Source organism: Halobacterium yunchengense (assembly GCF_037031165.1).
Lineage (GTDB): Archaea > Halobacteriota > Halobacteria > Halobacteriales > Halobacteriaceae > Halobacterium > Halobacterium yunchengense.
In genome coordinates this window covers 99,967-123,061 of record NZ_JAYEZL010000004.1, presented here as the reverse complement: position 1 = coordinate 123,061, position 23,095 = coordinate 99,967, and the positions used below count along the sequence as shown (strand labels likewise).

The window sequence follows — 23,095 nt, the reverse complement described above, 5'->3', positions numbered from 1 at the left end:
TCCGCTCCGCGACGCGCTCCTCGCCGGACCCGGTGTCGGGGCGCGCGTTCGCCCTCGCCGCGTGACCGCTGGTGTCGGAATGGAGCGCATTAAGTACCGGCGACCCGCAGTGTCTGGACGACCGATGCGAGAGCTCCTCGAGCCGGAGCGTCCCGTGCGAGGCGCGGAGTGGGTGTTCGCCGGGTTCGTCGCCACACTCCTGTGTGTGGACGTCCTCCTGCTGGTCGTGGCGCCGGCCGACGCTACCGCCGGGCTCGTGCGGGGACTGCTCGCGGTCGGCGCGTGGCTGGCAGTGCCGGCCGCAGTCGTTCTCGGCGTCGTCCACAGGCCGGTGTACGCGGTCGGCGGACTCCTGGCCGCACCAGTCGTCGCGGTGTACGCCGTCTCGGGGCTGTTGCTCCCGTGGAACCGGCTCGCGTTCTACGCGGGCCAGCAGGCACTCGACGCGCTCCTGGCCGTCCCGGTGTTCGGCGAGCGGCTGGCGACGCTCGCTCTCGGCGGCCCCGCCCTCTCCCAGCAGTCGCTGCGGCTCGCGTTCCGCTACCACTACGCGGTCGTCGGCGTCGGCGTCGCCGGTCTCGGGACCGCACTCGCAGCGGGTGCCTACGGCCGGTACGCCGCAAGCGGACCCGACCGGCAGTGACCGTCTCCGCCGGATGTCTCGACCGGCAGTGAGACTCGTCCGGAGAGACCGCAGTGCGGACGGCTGTCGCCGGATCGAGCCCGAATCGTTTTCACGCGCGTTCACGTAGCTGATCCATGGGACGTGACGACATACCACGTCCTGGTGGGGAGGCAGCCCTCGGCGACGTCGCGTACCTCGCGCGGTCCGACCACCGCGTTCCCGCACTCGTCGCGCTGACAGAGCGGCCGCGAAGCCGCTCCGAGCTCTGCGAGCTAACGGGCGTGTCGTCCTCGACTATCCGGCGGACGCTCGCCGAGTTCGAAGACCGGGTCTGGGTCCGCAGGGACGGCTACCAGTACACGGCCACGCGGCTGGGCGAGGTCGTCGCGTCGGGCGTGGAGGCGTTGCTCGAGCGAGTCGAGACCGAGCGGCAGCTCCGCGAGGTCTGGCACTGGCTCCCCGAGGAGTTCACGGACTACCCCCTCGAGACGTGGGCCGCGATGACCGTCACGTTCGCCGACCGCGACGTCCCCTACCGCCCGGTGAACCGGTTCCGGTCACTACTCGAGGAGACGACCGAACTCCGGTTCGTCCACCCGGAGATCTCGCTGATGGAGCCGTGCATCGACGTCCTCCACCACCGCCTCGACGAGGGCATGGACGTCGTGCTGGTCGACCGCCCGGAGAGCCACAGCTACTTCCGCTCGACGTACCCCGAGCGCAGTTCGGCGATGCTTCGCCAGGAGAACTTCACGGTCCTGGAACACGACGACCTCCCCGCGTGCGGCGTCGGGTCACTGGACGACCGCGCCGCCGTCAGCTGCTACGAGCAGGACAGCGGGACCGTCCACGCACTCATCGACACCGAAGACCCGTCTGTCCGCGACTGGGCGCGGACGGTCATCGACACGTACACGGCGGACGCACGGCCAATCGACCGAGCGTGACCGGCCCGGGCCGAGACGGGCCACTGCGTTCTGGAGCGCGGCGTCTTCGACACGGAACCCGGGTCGGCGGTCTACCCCTTCCACGCCGGCCGTTCAGGGTGTGGGAGACGTGCAGTGGCTGCGCGACCGGCAACGCCCGACGAACGGCCACGAAGTAACTACAGTACCGCCGCGACCGTACCGTCGCCCGCCGGGAGGCAAACACCATGAGCGACCACCAGCGAACCGCACACGGCGTGGACCTCGAGACACTCGAGGGGTTCGCCGAGCACGCGGCAGCGAACCCGGAGGCCGTCCAGCTCGGCCTCGAGGCGGCCGCCACCTACGAGGGGACGGCCGCGCACAGCCTCGCGAGAATCGACAGCTACGACCTCGGCGGCGAGACCATCGCACGCGACACCCGCGAGTACACCGTTCCGTACGGCGCCTGGAAGGAGGTCCTGGACGCCGGCGGCTGGGTCGGTGCGACCGACCGCCTCGAACCCATCGAGGCGGCGCTGTCCGCGCTCGCCGCCTGCATCAACGTCGGCATCACGATCAACGCCGCCGCGAACGACGTCGACGTCGACCACCTCCGGACGCGCGTCCGAACCGACTTCGACCCGGCGGTGCTGTTCAGCCTCGCCGACCTCGACGCCTCGGACTCGGTCTACCGGAACCTGACCGCGGACGTCGAGATCGAGGGCGAGGACGTCGACGAAAACCGGGTCGACGAGTGGGCGCGACGGGCACCCGTCTACACGCTCGTCTCGCTCGCCCAGGACGTCGAGATGACCGTCAGTACGCCCGCCGAAGTCGGCGGCGACGACTGACGGGACCCGCGACCCCGGCTCGTCGCCGTCCGGCGAGCGCGCCCCACCGCCGCGAGCCCACACTGGCACCGGACCGCGTTCCTGGCGGACATTTATCACGATCCGGTGCTCGCGGCAGGGTATGACGACGCGCACGGACGACACGTACCTCTGGCTCGACCGGTACGCGGCCAGACTCGGGTTCGAGCGGCTGTCGGCTCGCCTCCCCTGGGACGTCCCCCCGTCGTACCTCTACGGCGTCCTGTTGATCCTCGTCATCGACCCGGTCCTGAACGCGTGGGCGCACGCCAGCGGGTACCGGTCGGTCTTCCTCGACAACCCCTACTTCGTGCTCCAGCCGCTCGCGCTCGTCGCCTCGATCTACGCGTCCCGCTCGCTCGTCCAGTCCTACGACGACGTGATGACCGAGATGGCAGTCGAGGAGCGCACCGACAGCCCCGAGCGGCTCACCGAAATCGTCCCCGACTGGCTCCCGTGGGCGGTGTTCGCCGTCGGCGCGGGCTACCTGTACGTCTCCACGTTCGCCACCGGACTCGACGCCATCTACCGGACGGACGGCCCGGTCGGCGTATTCGCCGGCCTGGTCATCAATCCGCTCGTCTGGGTGCCGATCGCCGCACAGTTCCTCTCCGTGTACCTCTCCCTGGAGCTGCTCGCGCCGTACCGACTCGTGACCTCCGACGTCGGCATCCACTTCTACGACCCGGAGGGCCTCGGCGGCCTCCGGCCGATCGGCGAGCTCCTCAAGCAGGCGTACTACTTCATGATGCTCGGCCTGATCTGCTACGCACTGATCCTCTACCACCCGCTCGCGGAGGTCCAGGGGCTCGAACGCTCTCCCCTCACGGACGTCACCTTCACCGCGATCTGGGTCGTCACCATCGCCACCGTCGCCTTCGCCGTCTTCACGCTCCACCGGTTCATGCACAGGGAGAAACGGGCGGAACTCCAGGCCCTCGAGGCGGAACTCCGGTCGTACGTCGACAACCCCTGGGACGTCAAACACCGGACCGTCCCCGACGGCGACGCGGACCGCGTCGCGGAGCTCCAGCGCCGCATGGAGATCGTCAGCGGGACGAACGAGTACCCCGCCACGTTCAGCATCTGGTCACAGCTCCTCCTCGCCGTCGTCCTCCCCAAGGGCGTCCAGCTGTTCCTCTCCGGCCTCTGAAGCGCAGACGCTCCCCGCTCCGTCAGCGAGCGCCACAACGAGGGACGGTCCCGCTCGCGCGCCGGGTCGGCTCAGGGACCGCGTCGCCCTTCCTCGAGCTCGTCCGCGCGCTCGTTGAGCTCTCCGAGCGCACGGACGCGCTGGTCGTCCGACCCCCCGTGGGCCATCCGGACAGACAGGTCCAGTGGGGAGGGCACGAAGCGCCCGTCGTCGTCCGCCTCGCCGGAGTCGGACTCGGGGTCCTCGCCCCCGCCGAACAGGGCGAGGAAGACCTCCCAGACACTCCAGGCCATACTGCGTTCTACGGGGTACCGAGTGAAAAGTGCTCGTCCCGTGGCGGCGACTGCGTCGAGCCGTCCGTGGTCAGTGGTCACTCCGGCGGAACTCCGCAGCAGGGAACTGCGGTCCCTGCGGAGAGCCGGCCGCTTCGACGCGTAGTCGGTCCGTCCTGGCGTCGTCGTCCCATCAGCGGGCCGGGTCGCCGTCGCGCGCCGGAGTGCGTTCTCAGGGGTTCGGAGCGTAGAGCGCGTAGAGAATCGACACCATCCCCGCCGCCGTGACGAGCGCCGCGACGAACCCCGCCTCGAAGATCGACACCCGGAGGACCTCGTAGAGGAGGCCCTCGATGAGGCCGCCGATCCCGACCAGTGCGAAGCCCCCGGCGACGTACAGAAGCAGCCGCGTGCGGTGTCGCCGGTAGCCGCGGTAGGCCTGGTAGGCGACGACCAGCGCCAGCGCGGTCGTGAACAGCTTCCCGACGACGAACAGCGTGTGTTCCATAGGTCAGTCTCCCCGCATCTCCTCGAAGATGGTCGCGACACGGTCGGCGGGGTCCGGCCGCACCTCGATCTGGACGTCGAAGCCCGCCGCCCGGAGCCGGACGTCGACGCGTTCGAGTCGCGCCTCGTACTCGCTGTAGTGCCGGCCGCCCGGGTCGACGTGCGTGTACTCCTCGAGGAGCCCCTGCTCGACGAGGCGGTTGACGCGGCGGGAGACGGTCGGACGGGACATCCCGCAGGCCTCGCTGAGTTCCCTCGCTGACAGCCGGTCGGTCTTCGTCGCCACGAGGATGTCGCGTGCGTACTCGTCGTCGAGCGTCGCGAAGACCGCCGACGGGTCGGGCTCCCCGGTCACACTCCCCACTCGTCACCGGAGCGTAATATAGTCCGCCGGTTTTCTGTCCCGGAACGCCGGCTCGCTAGTATATCGTCCCGTTCGACGTACTGTTACTCGAAGGTGCAATAATTATGTCCACAATCGACTCAGGGATGAACCACCTCGAGAGCAAGCTCGGCGGGCTGACCGTCGGCGGGAAGGTCCACAGCCTCAGCGCGTGGTTCGTGCTCGCGCTCCGGCTCATGATGGGCTACGCGTTCGCGTACTCCGGGTTCACGAAGATCACCGGCGAGTTCGCCGCCGGCGGCTACCTCTCGAACGTCGCCGCGACGAACGGCAACCCCCTCGCGGGCATGTTCGCCTGGATGGGCAGCACGCCGTGGTTCGTCGAGTTCGCGAACGTCGCCGTGCCGTGGGGCGAGCTGTTCATCGGCCTCGGCCTGCTCGTCGGCGCGCTCGTCCGCCTCGCGGCGTTCTTCGGCGCGCTCATGATGGCGATGTTCTACTTCGGGAACTGGGACATGGCCCACGGGTTCATCAACGGCGACTTCGCGTACATGCTCGTGTTCCTGGCCGTGGCGGCCTTCGGCGCCGGCCGCATCCTCGGACTCGACGCGTACATCGAACAGTACGAGGTCGGCGGCGAGGCGCTCGTCGAGCGCTACCCCGTCCTCGAGTACGTCCTCGGCTAACCACGCCGAGTCTTTCGGGAGTACAACAATGCAGAATCCGATTCGAGGACGCGGGATTCGTTCGCTGGGAATCGTCGTCGCCGGAGCGCTGGCGCTGGCGGTCGGCGGCGGAGTGGCGCTGACTCACGCCGCCGTCCCCGGGCCGCCGATGTGGGGCTGGCACTCCGGGACGTGGCACGGCGGCCACGTCGGAATGTGGAACGGTGGCCACGTCGCCGGATGGGGCTGGGTGACGCTGCTGTTCGGCCTCCTCTGGATGGCCGTCCTGGTCGGCGTTCCCGTCCTCGCCGTCGCCTGGCTGGTCGGCCGGTCACGGCGACGGGACCGCGCCGAGGACTCAGCGGTCGCCGTCCTCCGGGAGCAGTACGCGCGCGGCGAGCTCGACGACGAGGAGTTCGAGCGCCGCCGGTCGCGGCTGCTGTCCGACGGCGGTCGGGACTGACAGCGTCGCCGTCACGCAGCGGCCGGGACTGACAGCGTCGCGTTCTACTAGCGTCGCGTTCTACTCGTCCACTTCGGTCTTCACGACGGCCGCCGTCCGGGGCGTCAACCGCAGCACGCGGTCGGTGACGCTCCCGAGCAGCGCGCGGTACTCGTCCGGCCGGCGCTTCGTCCCGAGCACGAGCAGGTCGGCGTCGCGCTCCTCCGCGTACCGCACGATCGTTTCGGCCGGACTGCCGTGCCGCATCGCCGTCTCGACGTCCACGCCGCGGTCCGTCGCGCGGCGCCGGAGGTCCGCGAGCGTCTCCTCGCCCTGTTCTTCGAGACCGTGTTCGGGGCCCTCGGCCTCGTCGACGTACTCGTCGCCGCTGTACGCAGTCACGACGGCCTCGTCGACGACGTAGAGCACGTCGAGGACGGCGTCGTGCGTTGCGGCCAGTTCGAGCGCGTGCGTCTCGGCGTCCGCAGACGCGACTGTGCCGTCCGTCGACAGCAGAATCCGGTCGTACATGCGTTCGGATTTCGCAGGACGCCACAATAAAACCGACTTCCCGGTGCCACCGGTCGAGTCCAACGCTACCGCGTGCCGGTGCGTGCGAGCGAACTCCCTGGCAGTACGTACGAGCGAACGCCCTGGCAGTACGTACGAGCGGGCTCGAGCGCTCTCGTCGTCATCACGTGGACGCGGACTATCGCCGGCGGCCTACTCGCGGATGGCCGGCTGCCTACTCGCGGAAGGCCGGCTGCCTACTCGCGGAAGCCGAGGAGCCGGAGGCCGTTCAGCGAGACGAGCACCGTCGACCCCTCGTGGCCGACGACGGCCAGCGGCAGGGGGATGCCCCGGAGCAGGATGGCGCCGACCATCAACGCGATGGCGCCGAACGCGATCGCGAGATTGACTTTCAGCGTCCGGCGCGTCCGGCGGCCGAGACCCAGCACGTACGGAATCTTCCCGAGGTCGTCGCCCATCAGCACGACGTCGGCCGTCTCGAGGGCGACGTCCGTGCCGGCGCCCCCCATCGCGATGCCGAGCGTCGCCGTCGCCAGCGCCGGCGCGTCGTTGACGCCGTCGCCGACCATCGCCACGTTCTCGTAGCGGTCGACCAGCGCCTCGATGGTCTCGACTTTCTCCTCCGGGAGCAGTTCCGCCTGCACCTCGTCGATGCCGACCTCGTCGGCGATCTGCTGTGCGACGCGCTCGTTGTCGCCGGTCAGCATGACGACGTGCTCGACGCCCAGCGACCGGAGCTCCGCGATCATCTCGGCGGCGCCCGGGCGGACCGTGTCGGTGAACGCGAGCCACCCCAGCACGGCGGCCTCGCCGTCGCGCTCGCGGACGACGAGGACGCTCGTCTTCCCCTCCGCCTCCAGGGTCTCGAGCCGGTCGAGGCCGGGTTCGAGGCCCTCGATCGACGCGTCCTCGAGGACGGACTGGACGTAACTGCGGTTCCCGATGTGGACGGTCGCGTCCTCGACGTCGGCGCGGACGCCCTTCCCGGCCACCGACTGGAACCGCCGCGCGTCGGGGACGGCCAGCGACCGCGCCTCGGCTTCCGCCACCGTCGCGCGAGCGAGGTGGTGCTCCGAGCGGGCCTGCACGGCGGCCGCCAGCGAGAGCATCCCGTCGGCGGACAGCGAGTCGTCGGCGAGGTCCTCGCGGACGAACACGTCCGTCAACTGCGTCTCGCCACGCGTGAGCGTCCCGGTCTTGTCGAACGCGACCGCGTCGACGTTCGCGGCCGCCTCCACGTGCTCGCCGCCCTTGAACAGGACGCCCTGCCGGCCGCCCGAGGCGATGGCCGACAGCACCGCCGCCGGCGTGGAGATGATGACCGCGCACGGCGACGCGGCGACCATCAGGGTCATCGCGCGGTAGAACGTGGGGGTGAACTCGCTCCCGAGCGCGAGCGGAACGGCGATGGCGACGACCGTGAGCGCGAACACGCCGAGGACGTAGGGCTGCTCGAGGCGGTCGATGAGTCGCTGCGTGGGGGCCTTCTCGCTCTGGGCGCGCTCGACCATGTGGATGAGGCGGCTGATCGCTGACTCGTGGGCCTGCCGCGTGACCTCGATCTCGAGGCTGCCGCTCTCGTTGATCGTCCCGCCGAACACCTCGTCGCCGGGTTCTTTCGGCACCGGGACGGACTCGCCGGTGAGCGACGCCTGGTCGACGGTCCCCTCGCCGGACGCGACGACGCCGTCGAGCGGAATCCGGTCGCCGGGACGGACGACGAACACGTCGCCCACGGCGACCTCGTCGATGGGCACAGTGACTGCCTCACCGTCCCGGAGGACCCGCGCCTCGTCCGGCCGCATCTCGACGAGCGACCTGATTGCACGGCGCGAGCGGCCGATGGCGTAGTGCTGGAGCGTGTTCGACAGCGAGAACAGGAACAGCAGCATCGCGCCCTCGAACGGCGCGCCGATGGAGAGCGCGCCGAGCGCCGCGACGATCATCAGGAGGTCGATGTCGACCCGGTAGTGCCTGAGCGTCTCGACGGCGCCCACGAGCCCGTACCAGCCGCCGAAGACGTACGCGACGGCGTACCCGGCCCACGCGAGCAGCCGAGGGCCGTCGAGCCACCCCGTCGCGAGACCGGTCACCATCCCGACCAGCGTCAGCGCGACGAACGCCGCCTCTCGCTGGAGATCCGAGCGAGTGCTCGCGTCGGCCGTCGCCTCGTCGGCGTCGTCCCGGACCGCGACGTTCCGCTCGCGGACCGCGTCCCGAATCGCGTCTTCGCCGGTGACGTCGCCGTCGTAGGTGACCCGCGCGGTCCCCGTCCGGAAGGAGACGTCGGCGTCGTGGACGCCGGAGAGGCCTTCGAGGTGCCGTTCGAGCGCTCGCGCGCCCGCCTCGCCGCGGCCACCGCGTCGCCCGACGCTGACAGTGCACGTCGAGCGAGCCGACGGTTCAGACGCGGCCACGAGTTCGATACCCTGGGAGTGTCATTGACGAGGGAATTCCGCGCGCGAACCCAATACTCTTCCGACCGGCATCTGGCGGACGACGACCCCTGCCGAGAACCACCCACTGCGGAACTCGACCCCTGCCGAGAACCACCCACTGCGGGACACGAGTCTGCCGGACGGCAGTCCGTCCTCTGACTCGAACCCCACGGTGCCCGGCCGACGCGCCCCGTCGAGGCCGTCGGCGTCGTCGCGTAGCGTCCCTCTTGGAGAGACCCGTGACGGACCGGGCTTTGGATTCCTAGCCACAACTGCAGAAAGGTCCCCTCCCGAATCGGGACGTGCGACGAGTCGTGGAGCGGCCGAGGCCGGCCCGCGGCCCCGGACTGGTCCACCTGTTCCACTGACCATGTCACGCCAGGGACTGCTCACACAGGTCGAACGCGCGCTCGCACCGGTACGCCACGCGATGAAACCGATCCTGTCGGACCCCCTCGTGATGGGCGTCTGGGCGGTGGTCGTCGCCGCGTCCGTCGGCACCCTCTGGTGGGACCTCCGGCAGCGGAACCGGGCGTTGCCGTCGCTGATGAAAGGCGTCTGGACGCTGGTCGTGCTCTACTCCGGCCCGTTCGGCCTCGCCGTCTACTGGTACTCGGGCCGGACCCAGATCAGCACCGACTCGCTGTGGCGGCGCGGGTTCCGCTCGACCGCCCACTGCTACTCGGGCTGTGGCGCCGGCGAGGTCCTCGGGTTCGCGCTGCTGGCGGGGCTGCTCGCCCTCGAGAGCACGCTCGTCGTCGCCGGCGGCACGTTCGCGCTCGCGTACCTGTTCGGGTACGCGCTCACCGTCGGTCCGCTGATGCAGGAGGGCGTCGGCTTCGGCGAGGCGATGCTGGACGCCCTCTACAGCGAGACGCCGAGCATCACCGTCATGGAGGTCACCGCGATCGGGACGGACCTGCTGATCGCCAGCGAGGCCCACATCTCCGAGCTGCTGTTCTGGGGCGCGCTGGTGTTCTCGCTGTCCGTCGGGTTCGTCTTCGCGTTCCCGGTCAACGCCGTCCTGGTGGGCTTCGGCGTGAAGGAGGGCATGAAGAACCCCGCCGAGATGGAGTAGCGTCCGGCCGCTCGACCGGTCGGCGCCCCCGTCAGCGGGGTCGCAAGTCGCCGACCGCGCCGCCGGGAATCGGCCGTCTCCTCACCGCAGCCGACCGAGGAGCCGGTAGTCGTGGTCTGGCGTGTACCGCCGGAACAGCAGGCTGTTCGACAGCACGGACACCGACGAGAACGCCATCGCCCCGGCGGCGAGCACGGGCTGGAGCAGGCCCAGGGAGGCCAGCGGGATCATCGCCGTGTTGTAGCCCAGCGCCCACACGAGGTTCTGCTTGATCTTCGCGAGCGTCGCGTCCGAGACGCGGATGGCCTTCACGACGTCGAGGGGGTCGTCTCGCATCAGCGTGACGTCCGCGGCCTCGATGGCGACGTCGGTGCCGGAGCCGATTGCCGTCCCGACGTACGCCACCGCCAGCGCGGGCGCGTCGTTGACGCCGTCGCCGACCATCATCGCCTGCCGCCCCTCGGCCTGGATGGACTCCACGGCGTCGGACTTGTCCTCGGGGAGGACCTCGGCGCGGACGTTCGCCGGGTCGATGCCGACCCGCTCGGCGACGGCGCGAGCCGTCCGCTCGTTGTCGCCGGTGAGCAACATCACGTCGACGCCGCGCTCACGCAGCTGGGTCACGGCGTCTCTCGCGCTCTCCTTGACGGTGTCGGCGTCGGCGACCACGCCGACGAGCTCGCCGGCGTCCGCGCCGGCCGGCACGCGCGCGACGAGCATCGCCGTCTTCCCCTCGGCTTCGAGGCGCTCCATCGTCTCCTGGGCGGGCGAGGGGTCGATGCCGCTGTCGCGGAGCAGTTTCCGGTTGCCGACCAGCACCTCCTCGCCGTCGACGGTGGCCCGGACCCCCTGACCGGGGACGTTCTCGAAGCTCTCGGCGTCGCCGACGTCGACGCCGCGGGCCTCGGCCCCCTCGACGATGGCGCGAGCGAGCGGGTGCTCGCTCCCGCGCTCGGCGGTGGCCGCCAGTCGGAGGACGTCGTCCTCGTCGAGGCGCTCCGCAGTCGACAGCTGACCGCCGTCGGCTGCGGACGCCCCGCCGTCGGCGACCGGCTGTCCGTCGCCGTCGAAGACGACGACGTCGGTCAGCTCCATCTCGCCTTCCGTCAGCGTCCCCGTCTTGTCGAAGACGACGGTGTCGACGTCCTTCGCGCGCTCGAGGACGTCGCCGCCCTTGAACAGCACGCCGTTCTTCGCGCCGATGGTCGTCCCGACCATCGTCGCGGCGGGCGTCGCGAGGCCGAGCGCGCAGGGACACGCGATCAGCACCGCGGACGCGAAGACGATGACCGAGAACTCGAAGACTGAGACGCCGCCGGCGGCGACGGGACCGCCCGCGACGAGTCCCCAGAGGGGGAGCGCGTCGACGAACCCGGCGAGGGCTCCGGGGAAGAGGTACCAGGCGGCGCCCCAGAGGACGGCGTTCGCGATGACCGCGGGCACGAAGTACGCGGAGATGCGGTCCGCGAGGTTCTGGATGTCCGGCTGGCGGGACTGCGCCTCCTTGACGGTCTGGACGATCTGCTGGAGCGCGGTGTCCGCGCCGACCTTCGTCGCCTCGACGACGAGCACGCCGTTCTCGTTGATGGTCGAACCGACGACCTCGTCGCCCTCGCTCTTCTCGACGGGGACGGACTCGCCGGTGACCATCGACTCGTCGACCGCCGACTGGCCGTCGACGACGACGCCGTCCGTGGGGATCTGTTCGCCCGGCCGCACCTTCATCCGGTCGCCGACCTCGACGTCCTCGAGGGGGACCTCCGACTCGTCGCCGTCCTCGTCGACGACGGTCGCGGTGTCGGCCTCCATCTCGAGGAGCTTCCGGAGCGCCTCGCCGGCCTGGCCCTTCGAGCGCGCCTCGAGGTAGTTGCCGAGCGTGATGAACACGAGGATGAACGCCGCCGTGTCGAAGTACAGGCCGCCGGCGATGGCGTCCAGGAGGACCGCCACGGAGTAGACGTACGCGGTGGACGAGCCCAGCGCGATGAGGACGTCCATGTTGGCGCGGCCGTTCTTCACGACGGCCTTGTAGGAGTTCTCGTAGAACGGCCTGCCGAGGACCACCTGGACGGGCGTCGCCAGCGCGAACATGACCCAGCCGGACGGGACGCCGAGCAGTTCGTCGCCGACGAGTCCGAGTTCCAGCAGGTGGTCGGCCATGAACACGAGCAGGGGCGCCGACAGCACCGCGCCGAACAGCGTCAGCCGGAGCTGTCGGCGGATCTCGTCGTCCCGGGCGGCCTCGCGGGCGTCGCCCTCCGCGCCGTCGTCGGTGGCGCCGTCCTCGCGGACGGGCGTGTACCCCGCCTCCTCGATGGCGTCGTAGAGCGCGTCCAGCGAGGTGTCGGCGGGGTTGTACGTGACCTGTGCCTCGTCGGTGGCGTAGTTCACGTCCGCGTCGACGACGCCCGGAGTGGCCTCCAGTGCGGTCTCGTTGGCCTCCGCACAGTTCGCGCACGTCATGTCGGAGATGGCGATGGTGGTCGTCTCCGAGACGACGCCGTAGCCGGCCGTCTCGATGGCGTCGTAGATCTCGCGGAGCGACACCACGTCGGGGTCGTACTCGACGGACCCCTCGTCGGTGGCGAAGTTGACGGTCGCCTCCGAGACGCCGTCGAGGGTCTCCAGGGCGTCCCCAACTGTCGCCGAGCAGTTGGCACAGGACATCCCCGTGATGTCGAGGTGTGCGGTTCGCGTACTCATCCTTGGGTCGTACTACGGGGGCGTCCCTTAGTGCACTTTCTACTTGGAAAGCGAGGAATATCCCGGCGTGGAGTTTGGATTCGAAAGTGGGCGCGCAGTACGGGTCGGTTACCCGCGGCGAACGCACACCTACGGCTCCCTCGACGCGGCGCGCTGGCTGCGAGCCGAGCGACGCCGTCCGCCGGTAAGACCATCTATCTGGCCTGCCTTGGCCCGTCTATGGCTGGCGGCCCCCCGACACGCACGCTCGCCGTCGTCCTCGTCGTCGTCCTCGCCGGCTGCGGGGGCGTCGCCAGCGACGCACCAGAGACGTCGACGGCCGCCCCCACCGCCTCGCAGGAGGCGACGACGACCGGCGCGTCGACGACGGACCTGGGGACGCCGAACGGCACGCTGTCCGTGCACTTCATCAACGTCGGCCAGGGCTCCAGCACGCTCGTCGTGGGGCCGACCGGGGAGACGATGCTGATCGACACCGGGGACTGGCGCGCCGACGGCGAGGGCGTCCTCGCGTACCTCGAGGCCCGCGACGTCGATCGCATCGACTACCTCGTGACGACGCACGCGGACGCCGACCACGTCGGCGGGCACGCGGCCGTCATCGAGCACTTCGAGACCGAAGCGGAGGGCGTCGGCGCGGTCTACGACCCGGGGATCGCGTCAAGCTCGCAGACGTACGCAGCGTACCTGGACGCCGTCGAGGCCCACGACGTCACGCTGTACGAGACGCGCGCCGGCGACCGGATTCCACTCGAGGGGGCCGCGGCGCGCGTGCTCGCGCCGCCGGCAGGCTACCTCGCTGACCGGGACCGCAACGAGAACAGCCTCGTCCTCGCACTCGAGTTCGGGCAGTCGCGGTTCCTGCTGCCCGGCGACGGCGAGCGCGAGAGCGAGGAGTACCTCGTCGAGCGGTACGGCGACGCGCTGAACGCGACGGTGCTGGGCGCCGGCCACCACGGCAGCCGCTCCAGTTCCACGGGCGAGTTCCTCGACGCCGTCTCGCCGCGGCTCGTCGTCGTCTCGAGCGCGTACGACTCCCAGTACGGCCACCCCCACGAGGAGGCGCTCCGGCGGCTGGCCGACCGCTCGGTCCGCACGTACTGGACGGGCACCCACGGGACCGTCGTGCTGACCAGCGACGGCTCGGCGGTCACCGTCGCGACGCAGTACCGCGCGCCGACGGACCCCCTGGAGCTCCGGGACGCCGACCCGGCCGACCCCGAGAGCGCGACGCCGGTCGAGGCCCGGACGGTCGTCCCCGTGGGCGAGTCGACTCCCACCACGCTGACGCCGGACGGCGGCACGACCACGCAGGCGGCCGCCGAGACGACGGAGGCGAGCGACGCGCTCGCGGTCGCAGCGATCCACGCCGACGCCGAGGGCAACGACAACGACCACCTGAACGACGAGTACGTCGTCTTCGAGAACACCGGCGGCCAGCCGCTCGACCTCGGCGGGTGGACCGTCCGGGACGCGGCCGGCCACGCGTACACGTTCCCGAGCGGGTTCGCGCTGGACGCCGGTGCGCGAGTCACCCTGCACACCGGCAGCGGGGAGGACTCCGCGACGGACCTGTACTGGGGCGAGGACCGCGCGGTCTGGAACAACGACGGCGACACGGTCGTCGTCGAGACGGACGCCGGCACCACCGTGATCGAGAGGACCTACGGATGAACGACGGCACCTACACCGCGGTCGTCGACCGGTTCGAGGAGGACCTCGCCGTGCTGTTGCTGGAGGCCGACGGCGAGACGGTCGCCGAGCGCGTTCTCGAGCGGGAGCGCCTGCCGGACGCCGGCCGCCACGTCGACGCGGTCCTGACTGTCGAGGTCGAGGACGGCGAGGTGGTCGACCTCGCGTACGAGCCCTCGGCGACCACCGACCGGGCGGACGCGGCCCAGAGCCGGTTCGACCGGCTGTCGCGGCGGCCGCCGTCGGCGGAGGCTGGCTCGACCGACGAGGAATCAGGGGGTAGTGGGTCGGAGGAAGAGGAATCGGACGACGACGAGACGGACGACGACGGGACGGACGACGACGGGACGGACGGCACTGCGTCGGGCGGCGACGGAACGGACGCACCGTGACGGCGGGGACGCGATTCGTTTCGGCTGACGGTTCGCCCCCTGCCCCGCTCGATATGGCAAGTTCTAAGATAGTTACCTGACTGAGACACGCGGTGTGGAGGGCTACCGTGCCGCGTGGACGCCCCCACGGGCCGACGGCTCTCCGCCGACGAGTGCGGTGACGGTCGACTCCCGTCACCGACGAGACCAGCGAGGTGTACGAGTACACGATGCCAGAGACAGTGTTGAACGGCGACGTCGCGCAGGACGGCGAACTGACGCTGCGGAGCCCGGACTTCGAGGACGGCGGGCGACTGCCGGACTGGACCGGGTACGCCAACGAGAACGACAACCCCGAACTCGAGGTCTCCGGCGTGCCGGACGACGCGGAGTCCCTCGTCCTGGTCGTCGACGACCCGGACGCCCAGCCGGTCGCAGGCCACACGTGGGACCACTGGCTGGCGTGGGACGTCGACCCCGACGTCGGCACCATCCCCCGGGACTGGAGCGGTGACGACGCCACGGAGGGCCACACCGACTTCCTCGAGTACGGGTACGGCGGCCCCTCGCCGCCGGAGGGCAGCCACGGCTACCGGTTCAAGCTCCTCGCGCTGGACAGCGAACTCGACGTGCCAGCCGAGACCCGGAAGACCCGCCTCGGGTCGGCGATCGCGATGAACGCCGAGGTCCTGGCGGCCACGCAGATCGTCGGCGAGTACCACGCCGACCAGGGGACGGCGTTCTGAGGGCCGGCTACCCGCGCGGGTAGTCGGTCACTCCCCTCGGTTCCAGGCGCCGGAACCGGTTTTTTCGCGGACCGTCAGAGCCCCCAGCGGATGCCGGTCATCGTGAGGATGACCGCAAGCATGAGGACGGTCTGGACGAGCCCCCACTGCGTGGTCTTCCCGAAGAGGGCCTCGATGCGCTCGCCGTCGGGGTCGGGCATCGAGAGTTCGACGGCCAGCTTCGTGGTCAGGACGTGGATCGGGCCGAACCCGACGAGCAACAGGAGGACGCCGATACCGAGTGCCGCCCACAGCCAGACGGAGGGGGACGCCCAGTAGCCCATCAGCTGCGCCAGGCCGATGCCGGAGCCGATGACGCCGACGCTCAGCGGCTCGGCGACCAGCACCATCTTCGGGACTAGGTGGGCGTTGACCGCCGCCGCCGCGTCGTCCGGGGCGGCGTCGAGCGAGGGGCCGAGCACGAACTTGAAGAAGAAGTCGAGGCCGAACCAGAACGCGCCGAGCGCGACGTGGACGTAGAACAGGCCGCGCGGGTCGCCGGCGAGGTACGTGGCCAGCGGGACGCCGAGGAAGACGACGGCTGCGAGCGCCGCGAACCGCTTGCTCGCCGCGTCGATCATGACTCCCAGTTCCTCCTGGTGCGTGGTGGGTCGATCGACTGTCGCCATCGGTGGGTCAGAGGTCCAGGTCGGTCGCGTCGCTCACCTCGAACCGGCGGACGTCGGGTTCGCCGGCCAGCAGGTCCGGGAGCCGGTCCTCGAAGGCCTGGAAGTGGTCGGTCTGGGTGTGGGCTTCGAAGGCCTCGGCGTCCTCGTACTGCTCGAAGAACCGGACGACGTGTTCGTCCTGGACGTCGGTGGTCGCCCGGTACTCGATCGTCCCGGGTTCCCGGTTGGACGCCTCGACGAGGTCGTCAGCCAGCGATAGCGCGTCGTCCAGCTTCTCCGACTCGATCGGGAATGCCGCGTGCAACACAATCATACGTCGGTGTACAGGAACGGGGTTCCTGTCGGACTGTTATATACTCTGGTGAATTGGCAAACCCTCGCGCCGGGCAACCCCAGCGGAGTCCCGTTCAGTCGACGAACTCGACGCCCGTGAGCTCGAACCGCGCGCCGCCGCGCTCGCCGTCCGCGACGCGGACGTCCCAGCCGTGCGCGTCGGCGACCTGCCGGACGATCGCCAGCCCGAGGCCGGTGCCGCCCGAGGCCGCCGAGTAACCGGTCTCGAAGACGTCGTCGCGGTCCTCCGGGGGGACGCCGTCGCCGTCGTCCTGGACGAACACGCCGTCCGGGAGGTCACCGACGGTGACCGTCACGTCCGGGCCGCCGTGCTCGACGGCGTTCCGGAAGAGGTTCACCAGCAGTTGCCGGAACCGGCTCCGGTCGGCGCGGACCGTCCGGGTCGCCTCGACGTCGAGTGTCGCTCGCTTCGTCTCGACGGCACCCCAGCTCTCCCGGCTCAGCGCGTCCACGGCGACCGGCTCCGGGTCCGCGACGGCGTCCGTCCCGCGCGCCAGCGCGAGCAGGTCGTCGATGAGGGTCCGCATGCGGTCGTGGGCGTCCGCGACGGTGTCGAGGTGGTCGCTGTCGCAGTCCTCGCCGGCGAGGTCGAGGTGGCCCTCGGCGACGTTCAGGGGGTTGCGGAGGTCGTGGGAGACGAAGCTGGCGAACTGCTCCAGGCGGTCGTTCTGCCGGGACAGCTCGGCCTCCCGGGCCCGCAGCCGCTCGGTCTGTTCGAGCTGGTCCAGCGCGACCGCGAGGCTCTTCGCCAGCAGTTTGCCGAGCACGAGGTCCTCGTGGTCGAAGGCCCCGACGTCCGGCGACCCCGCGATCAGGATGCCGTGGTCGTCGATGGGGAGGTAGAGTTCGCTCCGGATCGGCGTCCCCGGATTGTAGACGTCCGCGTCGGCGTGGACGTCGTCGATTGCGCGCGCCTCGCCCTCCTCGTAGACGCGCCAGGCGATGCTCTCCTCGCCGCTGAAGGCGGGCGGGTCGCCGACGAGGTCGTGGACGGCCGCCGTGCTGCTGGCCGGCACGAGCGCGTCGCGGTCCGCGTCGTAGAGATTGCAGACGTTCGCGTCGAGGCCGATGACGTCGCGGGCGGCCTCGACGCCGATGGACGCGATCGCCTCGCGGGACTCGGCGGCGAGCAGGTCGTGGGTCGTCTCGTGGAGCGCCTCGAGGCGGCGCTCGTGTTCTTTCTGCCGGGAGATGTCCCGGGTCGTCACCACGTAGCCGTCGGTCGTGCGCTCCGCCTCGCTGCTCCCGACCGACTCCACCCAGACCCACGACCCGTCGGCGTCCAGGAACCGGTACTCGACCCGCTCGGTCACCGTCCCGGACTGCTCGACGAGTTCGGTCAACGCGTCGGCGACCCGCTCGCGGTCGTCCGGGTGGACGTACTCGACGGCCGGCTCGCCGTCCAGGTCCGCCGGACGGTGGCCGAAGAGCCGCTCGACGGCCGGGCTCACGTACCGGAACGCGCCGTCCGCGTCGAGGACGGAGATGAGGTCCGAGGAGTGCTCGACGAACGCCTGGTAGCGCTCCTTCAGGCGCGCGAGCTCGTCCTCCCGGGCCTTCCGGTCGCTGATGTCCCGCGAGATGGCCACGAAGCGGTCGTCGGCGGCGACGTCGAGGCGCACGACGTGCACCTCGACCGGGATCGTCGACCCGTCGCGTCGCCGGTACGACGTCTCGACGCGGAACCGGTCGCCGGTCTCGGTCTCGGCCAGCGCCGCGCGGAGGTCGTCCGGGTCGACGGAGTCGTCGACCGTCCAGACGCCCCGGCCGACGATCTCGTCGGTCTCGTAGCCGAGTTCCGCACAGAACCGGCGGTTCACGTCCCGGATGACGCCGTCGGCGTCGTGGGTGTTGATCATGTCCGGCGAGTTGTCGAACAGCGCCTCGAGGCGGGCCTGCGCCCGGTCGAGTTCCCGCGCCTGCTCGGGGTCCGTGGCCCCGTCGCGGACCGCGCAGACGAGTTCGCCCTCGCCGGTCAGCGCGAGGACGTGGTCGGCGGTGAACGTGCCGCCGTCGGCCCGGACGCCGACGACCTCGCCGCGCCAGCACCCCTCGGATTCGACGACGGGCAGGACGGCGCTCCGGAGTTCGGCGAGGTCGGCGTCGCGGTAGAGGTGCGCCCAGGTCTCGCCGACGAGGTCGTCCGGCTCGTAGCCGAAGCGGTCGGCGTACGCTCGGTTCACGGCGACGAACCGGAAGTCGTCGTCGAGGACGGCGACGCCCTCCCGGGCCGCCTCGAGCGCGTCCAGCAGCCGCCGGTCGTCGCGTTCGCGTTCGCGCGCGACGGCGACCCGGACGCGGTCGGCGAGCGCCGCCGCCTGGTCTCGTACCGGTTCCCGTCTGAGGTAGTCGGTCGCGGCCGCGGAGAGCGCCTCGCTCGCCGCCTCGGGCCCGTCGTCGGTGAACAGGACGAACGGGAGGTCGGGGTCTGTCTCGCGGACGGCGTCGTGGAACGCGACGCCGTTCCGGTCCGGCAGGTCGGCAGCGGAGACGACGCAGTCGACGCGACTGGCCGCGATGGCGTCGAGTGCGGCCGCCGCGGTCGCTGCGACGTCGACGGTGAAGCGGTCGTCCTCGCGTTCGAGGGCCGCCGCGAACGCCTCGTCGTCGTCCACGTAGAGGACGCGGATCGAATCCAACGCGGTACTCGTCACGGTCGTACGCCGACGGAAGCGTTGCTGGTGTATAAGCGTTCGAGTCGTTCGCCACGACCTGAGAGAACCACCCGGCGTCGAAAACGCCAGCACTCGGGACTCGTGGCGCGTCACATCCCACCCTGGCCGTCTCGAGGCGTTCGAGTCACGAACCGCTTCCGGCGGCCGTCACGTCGCCCGGCGCCCCACCCGAACCGTACAACTATGTGGCGTCGCGGGGAAGCCAACACAGTTGGTTCAGTGACGAACGCACTCTCCGGCGTCCCGCTGGCGACGCTCGCCGCCCTCCGGCACCTCCCCGTGCAGTTGCCGGTCTCGGTGGACGTCGTCGTCGTGCTCTCGCTCGTCGTCGCCGCGCTCGTCATGTTCGTCCTCCAGCCGGTCTCCATCGACACGACCGCCATCGCGGTGATGGTCGCGGTCATCGTCCTCGGGCCGTGGACCGGCGTCTCCCCCGAGGAGGGCGTCTCCGGCTTCTCGAACCCCGCGACGCTGACCGTGCTGGCGATGTTCGTCCTCAGCGAGGGCGTCCGCCAGACCGGCGTCATCCAGTTGCTCACGCGGAAGATGGAGTCGTTCGCTGGCGACAGCGAGTCCCGCCAGCTGCTCGCGACGGTCGGCCTCTCGGGGCCCGCCGCCGGCTTCGTGAACAACACCCCCATCGTGGCGATGCTCATCCCGGCGGTCACGAACCTCGCGCGGAAGACCGGGACGTCGCCGTCGAAGCTGCTCATCCCGCTGTCGTACGCGTCGATGCTCGGCGGCACGCTCACCGTCATCGGCACGTCCACGAACCTGCTCGCCAGCGACGTCTGGGCGCAGGTCGGCGGCCCGGGCGCCGAACCGTTCTCGCTGTTCGAGTTCACCCAGCTCGGCGCCGTCGTCCTCGCCGTCGGCGTCGCGTACCTGCTGACCGTCGGCCGGTACCTCACGCCCGCCCGCATCTCCGTGGAGGGGTCGGCCACCGACCAGTTCGGGATGGCCGACTACCTCACCGACGTCGTCGTCCACGAGGACTCCGACCTCGTCGGGTCGCAGGTGCGGGACCTGCGGCGGGACGGCCTCGACCTCGACGTGTTCCAGATCGTCCGCGACGACCGGACCATCCTCCGGGGCGTCCCCGCCGAGCGGATCCGCGCCGGGGACGTCCTCTCGGTCAGGGCGAGCCAGGAGACCCTCGAGCAGGTCCTCGAGGACGAACACCTCGCCCTCCTGCCGGAGCTCCTCGAGGCCGCGGCCGACGCGGACGAACCGCTGCCAGAGGGCTTCGTCCCGGAGCGCCACGGGTGGAGCGAGGCCCCGTCCATCCTCGACGAGGAACTCGAGGACGCCGCCGCGGAGGGAGAGCGAGCGGCCGACCGGGAGCGGGAGGACGCCGAGGAGTCGGCCGCCGCCGAGCCCGAGAGCTCGCTCTCCGAGGTCGTGTTGCTGCCCGGCACGCGGTCCCGCTCGCGCTACGACGTCCCCGGGTTCGAGCGCAGGTACGACGTGACGGTGCTGGCCGTCCGCCGCGGCGACGAGGTGATCCGCCAGCGCCTCCGGGACGTCACCCTCCAGGTCGGGGACGTGTTGCTCGTCCAGACCAGCGAGGACGTCCTCGAGCGCCTCCGCGCAGACACGAGCGTCGTCGTCTCCAGCGACGGCCGCTGGGAGGAGTTCGCGAGGACCCAGATCCCCGTCGCGCTCGCCATCGTCGCCGGCGTCGTGGGGCTGGCCGCCCTCGAGTACCTCCCCATCATGGTCAGCGCGCTCGCGGGCGTCGTCGCGATGTTCTTCTCGGGCATCCTGCGGCCGGCGGACGCCTACGAGGCCGTGAACTGGGACGTCATCTTCCTGCTCGCGGGCCTCATCCCGCTGGGCATCGCCTTCGAGGCGTCCGGGACGGCGGACCTGCTCGCGACGGGGATCGTCGCCGGGAGCGCCGTCCTGCCGCCGATCGGGATGCTCGCGGTGTTCTACCTCGGGACCGCGCTCGTCACGGAGGTCGTGAGCAACAACGCCAGCGTCGTGTTGATGCTCCCCATCGCGGTCGAGGCCGCGGGCCAGCTCGGCGCGAACCCGTTCGCGTTCGCGCTCGCGGTGACGTTCGCGGCGAGCACGCCGCTGCTCACCCCCGTCGGCTACCAGACGAACCTCATGGTGTACGGACCCGGCGGCTACAAGTTCACGGACTTCGCGCGCGTCGGCGCGCCGCTCCAGCTCGTCCTGACGGTCGTCACCACGGCCGGCATCGCGTACTTCTGGGGGATCTGAGACCCGCTCCGGCGAGGCGGGCTCCGACAGCCGCCGGCGAGCGCGCGTCGGCCCCCGCGATTTTTCCAGTTAGTCGACGTACACGACAGTATGGGACAGATCCCATCCCCGAAGTCCGTCACGCCCGAGGACGAGTACATCCACGTCAGGTACCGCGACCCCGAGGAGTTCGACCAGATCCGGACGCCCGAGTGGGCGGACGAGGTCTCGGACTCCGTCTCGGCGGGCAGCGAGGTGCGCATGGGGAAACGCGGCGACGACTGGGTCGTCCAGTCCGTGCTCGTCAAGAAGAACGTCGGCGAGGAGAAGGCCCGCGAACAGGCCGAGAAGATCATCCGGAAGATCGAGTCCTGACCGAGACCCCTCGCTCCGAGACCACCGCCACCCAATCTCGATTACTCGATCTCGAGTCCGCTCTGGCCGCCGCCGGACCCGGCGTCGCCGTTCTCGCTCCACTCGAGTTCGAACTCGACGCTCAGCTCGCCGGGGCTGTCGGCCGGTCCCTCCCGTTCGGCCTTCACCTCGAAGGTCGGCTGGTCGGGCGGCGACAGCGTCACCGAATCCCCGCCGGCGGTCAGCGTGATGTCGTCGCCGGCGTCGAGTTTGTCCGCCACGCTGCGGAGGTAGGACGCGATCTCCGCGCGACTCTGGGCGCTCTCCGTCTGGAAGAGGACTTCTTCTGGCATGCGTTCACACGTTCGACCGCCAGCCGGATAAACGAGGGTGCCGTCCAGCGTGGCTCAGTGAGTCACGCGCCGACGTCAGCCGTCGACCCGACGTCGCGAGCCCCCGGCGGGCGTCGGCCGTGGGAATCGCCGTCGCGTACGGTCTCAGCGGCGTTTGGCTTCCGCACCGCCGAACCCGTTGAGGGTCGCGTCCCCGACGCCGTCAGGGGAGAAGACGGAGACGAGGTCGCCCGGCTGGATCTCCGTCCGGCCGTTCGCGGACACGACGTCGTCGGCTCGCTCGATCGCGACGACGAGGACGTCGTCGCCGAGCAGCCCCTGTTCTTTGGCTTCGGCGAGCGTCTTCCCCGCGACCGGCGCGTCCTCGGTGACGGTCAGGTCGACGACCTGTGCGTCCCCGACGAGGCTCAGTACGTTCGTCGCCGGCTGCGCGCTGGTCGCGTCGGCCGGCCCGTAGGGCTGGTAGGGCTGGTAGTACTCCGCCTTGACGAGGCTCTCGTCCTCGATGGTGGCGCCGAGGTTCTCGATCTCGCTGGCGATCCGCTGCAGGGAGGTCGTGTCCTCGCCGACGGCTTTCACGTGGAGGCCGTCGTCGCCGGACATGACGTCGCGGACGTTGACGACGCCGGAGATGCCCAGGACGTCCCTCGCCAGCTGGTCGCGTTCGGAGACGCGGACGCTGCAGACGTAGAGGCCGGTCAGCAGGCCCTCGCCGCGCTCGTAGTCGATGTGGGCCGGGTACCCGCGGACGACGCCGTGCTGTTCGAGCTGGTTGATGCGGTTGCGGACCGTCGCCGCGGACACGTTCACCTGCTCGGCGATCTCGGTCGCCGTCGTGTTCCGGGCGTCCGACCCGAGGTAGTAGAGCGTCAGACGGTCGATCTCGTCGAGTCGATAGTCCATTCCTGGCGTCCGTTCGGCCCGAGTCGCAATTGACCTTTCCATCGGGACGGGAGTCGCCATCGCCGTCGACTGGGCGCCCGCGGCGGCACTACAGGTCGTAGGACGCGATCTCGGACGCGCCGCAGGCGGGACACTCCTCGGCCGGTTCGTCCAGGACCGTCCCGCAGTTCCGGCACTCGTGGTGCGTTCGCGTCCGCCCCGCCAGTAGTTCTCGGAACCGCTGGAATACCACGT

24 protein-coding genes are annotated in these 23,095 nt (G+C 70.5%); 12 read left to right on the top strand and 12 right to left on the bottom strand.

The window, feature by feature from the left end; genetic code table 11:
• Positions 1–124: 124 nt before the first annotated feature.
• The 4 genes from U5911_RS12575 to U5911_RS12560 all read left to right on the top strand — a co-directional run bounded on the left by U5911_RS12575 (position 125) and on the right by U5911_RS12560 (position 3,555).
• A complete protein-coding gene (locus tag U5911_RS12575; protein ID WP_336037306.1) occupies positions 125–643 on the top strand; it encodes a hypothetical protein in 519 nt (172 codons plus the stop codon).
• A gap of 116 nt (positions 644–759) precedes the next feature.
• On the top strand, positions 760–1,572 hold the full coding sequence (locus U5911_RS12570; RefSeq protein WP_336037305.1) for a helix-turn-helix transcriptional regulator: 813 nt from the start codon (positions 760–762) through the stop codon (positions 1,570–1,572).
• Between the two features lie 206 nt (positions 1,573–1,778).
• The gene (locus tag U5911_RS12565) at positions 1,779–2,384 is read left to right on the top strand and encodes an OsmC family protein (protein ID WP_336037304.1); all 606 of its coding nucleotides are present in this window, start codon (positions 1,779–1,781) and stop codon (positions 2,382–2,384) included.
• Positions 2,385–2,505: 121 nt separating this feature from the next.
• The gene (locus U5911_RS12560) at positions 2,506–3,555 is read left to right on the top strand and encodes a hypothetical protein (RefSeq protein WP_336037303.1); all 1,050 of its coding nucleotides are present in this window, start codon (positions 2,506–2,508) and stop codon (positions 3,553–3,555) included.
• Between the two features lie 71 nt (positions 3,556–3,626).
• Here U5911_RS12560 and U5911_RS12555 read toward each other — a convergent pair whose 3' ends face one another.
• The 3 genes from U5911_RS12555 to U5911_RS12545 all read right to left on the bottom strand — a co-directional run bounded on the left by U5911_RS12555 (position 3,627) and on the right by U5911_RS12545 (position 4,689).
• Positions 3,627–3,848, bottom strand: a complete 222-nt coding sequence (locus U5911_RS12555) for a hypothetical protein (protein WP_336037302.1) — start codon at positions 3,846–3,848, stop codon at positions 3,627–3,629.
• A gap of 211 nt (positions 3,849–4,059) precedes the next feature.
• Positions 4,060–4,335, bottom strand: a complete 276-nt coding sequence (locus tag U5911_RS12550; RefSeq protein WP_336037301.1) for a DUF7521 family protein — start codon at positions 4,333–4,335, stop codon at positions 4,060–4,062.
• A gap of 3 nt (positions 4,336–4,338) precedes the next feature.
• Positions 4,339–4,689 carry an ArsR/SmtB family transcription factor gene (locus tag U5911_RS12545; protein ID WP_336037300.1) on the bottom strand — a complete coding sequence of 117 codons (351 nt, stop codon included), beginning with the start codon at positions 4,687–4,689 and terminating at the stop codon, positions 4,339–4,341.
• Positions 4,690–4,802: 113 nt separating this feature from the next.
• Between U5911_RS12545 and U5911_RS12540 the strand changes: the two genes are divergently transcribed.
• Together U5911_RS12540 and U5911_RS12535 are read left to right on the top strand one after the other, a co-directional pair.
• The gene (locus U5911_RS12540) at positions 4,803–5,363 is read left to right on the top strand and encodes a DoxX family protein (protein WP_336037299.1); all 561 of its coding nucleotides are present in this window, start codon (positions 4,803–4,805) and stop codon (positions 5,361–5,363) included.
• Between the two features lie 28 nt (positions 5,364–5,391).
• Positions 5,392–5,805, top strand: a complete 414-nt coding sequence (locus U5911_RS12535) for an SHOCT domain-containing protein (protein ID WP_336037298.1) — start codon at positions 5,392–5,394, stop codon at positions 5,803–5,805.
• A gap of 60 nt (positions 5,806–5,865) precedes the next feature.
• Here U5911_RS12535 and U5911_RS12530 read toward each other — a convergent pair whose 3' ends face one another.
• Positions 5,866–6,315: a universal stress protein gene (locus U5911_RS12530; RefSeq protein ID WP_336037296.1), complete on the bottom strand. Its 450-nt coding sequence runs from the start codon at positions 6,313–6,315 to the stop codon at positions 5,866–5,868.
• Between the two features lie 236 nt (positions 6,316–6,551).
• Positions 6,552–8,732, bottom strand: a complete 2,181-nt coding sequence (locus U5911_RS12525; RefSeq protein ID WP_336037294.1) for a heavy metal translocating P-type ATPase — start codon at positions 8,730–8,732, stop codon at positions 6,552–6,554.
• A gap of 391 nt (positions 8,733–9,123) precedes the next feature.
• Here U5911_RS12525 and U5911_RS12520 point away from each other — a divergent pair, with 391 nt between their 5' ends.
• Positions 9,124–9,831 carry a DUF4396 domain-containing protein gene (locus U5911_RS12520; protein ID WP_418771537.1) on the top strand — a complete coding sequence of 236 codons (708 nt, stop codon included), beginning with the start codon at positions 9,124–9,126 and terminating at the stop codon, positions 9,829–9,831.
• An 81-nt stretch (positions 9,832–9,912) separates the two neighbouring features.
• Here U5911_RS12520 and U5911_RS12515 read toward each other — a convergent pair whose 3' ends face one another.
• Positions 9,913–12,534, bottom strand: a complete 2,622-nt coding sequence (locus tag U5911_RS12515; protein ID WP_336037290.1) for a heavy metal translocating P-type ATPase — start codon at positions 12,532–12,534, stop codon at positions 9,913–9,915.
• A gap of 219 nt (positions 12,535–12,753) precedes the next feature.
• Between U5911_RS12515 and U5911_RS12510 the strand changes: the two genes are divergently transcribed.
• The 3 genes from U5911_RS12510 (at position 12,754) to U5911_RS12500 (ending at position 15,343) form a co-directional block, all read left to right on the top strand.
• Positions 12,754–14,208, top strand: a complete 1,455-nt coding sequence (locus tag U5911_RS12510; protein WP_336037288.1) for a lamin tail domain-containing protein — start codon at positions 12,754–12,756, stop codon at positions 14,206–14,208.
• The gene (locus U5911_RS12505; RefSeq protein ID WP_336037287.1) at positions 14,205–14,618 is read left to right on the top strand and encodes a DUF3006 domain-containing protein; all 414 of its coding nucleotides are present in this window, start codon (positions 14,205–14,207) and stop codon (positions 14,616–14,618) included. The genes U5911_RS12510 and U5911_RS12505 overlap by 4 nt, the downstream gene beginning before the upstream one ends.
• A gap of 209 nt (positions 14,619–14,827) precedes the next feature.
• Positions 14,828–15,343 carry a YbhB/YbcL family Raf kinase inhibitor-like protein gene (locus U5911_RS12500; protein WP_336037285.1) on the top strand — a complete coding sequence of 172 codons (516 nt, stop codon included), beginning with the start codon at positions 14,828–14,830 and terminating at the stop codon, positions 15,341–15,343.
• Positions 15,344–15,417: 74 nt separating this feature from the next.
• Here the strand turns inward: U5911_RS12500 and U5911_RS12495 are convergent, their stop codons facing one another.
• From U5911_RS12495 to U5911_RS12485, 3 genes are all read right to left on the bottom strand, one after another.
• Positions 15,418–15,963, bottom strand: coding sequence for a hypothetical protein (locus tag U5911_RS12495; RefSeq protein ID WP_336037284.1), 546 nt, complete (start codon positions 15,961–15,963; stop codon positions 15,418–15,420).
• A 55-nt stretch (positions 15,964–16,018) separates the two neighbouring features.
• Positions 16,019–16,324, bottom strand: a complete 306-nt coding sequence (locus U5911_RS12490; RefSeq protein ID WP_336037282.1) for a putative quinol monooxygenase — start codon at positions 16,322–16,324, stop codon at positions 16,019–16,021.
• A gap of 94 nt (positions 16,325–16,418) precedes the next feature.
• Positions 16,419–19,019, bottom strand: a complete 2,601-nt coding sequence (locus tag U5911_RS12485) for a PAS domain S-box protein (protein WP_336037280.1) — start codon at positions 19,017–19,019, stop codon at positions 16,419–16,421.
• A gap of 240 nt (positions 19,020–19,259) precedes the next feature.
• On the opposite strand from U5911_RS12485, the gene U5911_RS12480 reads away from it, so the two are divergent.
• Positions 19,260–21,272: an SLC13 family permease gene (locus U5911_RS12480; protein ID WP_336037279.1), complete on the top strand. Its 2,013-nt coding sequence runs from the start codon at positions 19,260–19,262 to the stop codon at positions 21,270–21,272.
• Between the two features lie 90 nt (positions 21,273–21,362).
• The gene (locus U5911_RS12475; protein WP_336037277.1) at positions 21,363–21,626 is read left to right on the top strand and encodes a hypothetical protein; all 264 of its coding nucleotides are present in this window, start codon (positions 21,363–21,365) and stop codon (positions 21,624–21,626) included.
• Between the two features lie 41 nt (positions 21,627–21,667).
• Here U5911_RS12475 and U5911_RS12470 read toward each other — a convergent pair whose 3' ends face one another.
• The 3 genes from U5911_RS12470 to U5911_RS12460 form a co-directional block, all read right to left on the bottom strand.
• The gene (locus tag U5911_RS12470) at positions 21,668–21,958 is read right to left on the bottom strand and encodes an amphi-Trp domain-containing protein (RefSeq protein ID WP_336037276.1); all 291 of its coding nucleotides are present in this window, start codon (positions 21,956–21,958) and stop codon (positions 21,668–21,670) included.
• A 144-nt stretch (positions 21,959–22,102) separates the two neighbouring features.
• Positions 22,103–22,861, bottom strand: coding sequence for an Lrp/AsnC family transcriptional regulator (locus U5911_RS12465; RefSeq protein ID WP_336037275.1), 759 nt, complete (start codon positions 22,859–22,861; stop codon positions 22,103–22,105).
• Positions 22,862–22,949: 88 nt separating this feature from the next.
• Complete coding sequence (locus tag U5911_RS12460; RefSeq protein ID WP_336037274.1) at positions 22,950–23,093, bottom strand: rubredoxin-like domain-containing protein; 144 nt, start codon at positions 23,091–23,093, stop codon at positions 22,950–22,952.
• Positions 23,094–23,095 lie beyond the last annotated feature (2 nt).

Excerpts from the sequence above, each read along its gene's own strand:
- U5911_RS12575 (WP_336037306.1), top strand. The coding sequence starts at position 125 with ATGCGAGAGCTCCTCGAGCCGGAGCGTCCCGTGCGAGGCGCGGAGTGG.
- U5911_RS12570 (WP_336037305.1), top strand. The coding sequence starts at position 760 with ATGGGACGTGACGACATACCACGTCCTGGTGGGGAGGCAGCCCTCGGC.
- U5911_RS12565 (WP_336037304.1), top strand. The coding sequence starts at position 1,779 with ATGAGCGACCACCAGCGAACCGCACACGGCGTGGACCTCGAGACACTC.
- U5911_RS12560 (WP_336037303.1), top strand. The coding sequence starts at position 2,506 with ATGACGACGCGCACGGACGACACGTACCTCTGGCTCGACCGGTACGCG.
- U5911_RS12555 (WP_336037302.1), bottom strand. The coding sequence starts at position 3,848 with ATGGCCTGGAGTGTCTGGGAGGTCTTCCTCGCCCTGTTCGGCGGGGGC.
- U5911_RS12550 (WP_336037301.1), bottom strand. The coding sequence starts at position 4,335 with ATGGAACACACGCTGTTCGTCGTCGGGAAGCTGTTCACGACCGCGCTG.
- U5911_RS12540 (WP_336037299.1), top strand. The coding sequence starts at position 4,803 with ATGTCCACAATCGACTCAGGGATGAACCACCTCGAGAGCAAGCTCGGC.
- U5911_RS12535 (WP_336037298.1), top strand. The coding sequence starts at position 5,392 with ATGCAGAATCCGATTCGAGGACGCGGGATTCGTTCGCTGGGAATCGTC.
- U5911_RS12530 (WP_336037296.1), bottom strand. The coding sequence starts at position 6,315 with ATGTACGACCGGATTCTGCTGTCGACGGACGGCACAGTCGCGTCTGCG.
- U5911_RS12520 (WP_418771537.1), top strand. The coding sequence starts at position 9,124 with ATGTCACGCCAGGGACTGCTCACACAGGTCGAACGCGCGCTCGCACCG.
- U5911_RS12515 (WP_336037290.1), bottom strand. The coding sequence starts at position 12,534 with ATGAGTACGCGAACCGCACACCTCGACATCACGGGGATGTCCTGTGCC.
- U5911_RS12510 (WP_336037288.1), top strand. The coding sequence starts at position 12,754 with ATGGCTGGCGGCCCCCCGACACGCACGCTCGCCGTCGTCCTCGTCGTC.
- U5911_RS12505 (WP_336037287.1), top strand. The coding sequence starts at position 14,205 with ATGAACGACGGCACCTACACCGCGGTCGTCGACCGGTTCGAGGAGGAC.
- U5911_RS12500 (WP_336037285.1), top strand. The coding sequence starts at position 14,828 with ATGCCAGAGACAGTGTTGAACGGCGACGTCGCGCAGGACGGCGAACTG.
- U5911_RS12495 (WP_336037284.1), bottom strand. The coding sequence starts at position 15,963 with ATGATCGACGCGGCGAGCAAGCGGTTCGCGGCGCTCGCAGCCGTCGTC.
- U5911_RS12490 (WP_336037282.1), bottom strand. The coding sequence starts at position 16,324 with ATGATTGTGTTGCACGCGGCATTCCCGATCGAGTCGGAGAAGCTGGAC.
- U5911_RS12475 (WP_336037277.1), top strand. The coding sequence starts at position 21,363 with ATGGGACAGATCCCATCCCCGAAGTCCGTCACGCCCGAGGACGAGTAC.
- U5911_RS12470 (WP_336037276.1), bottom strand. The coding sequence starts at position 21,958 with ATGCCAGAAGAAGTCCTCTTCCAGACGGAGAGCGCCCAGAGTCGCGCG.
- U5911_RS12465 (WP_336037275.1), bottom strand. The coding sequence starts at position 22,861 with ATGGACTATCGACTCGACGAGATCGACCGTCTGACGCTCTACTACCTC.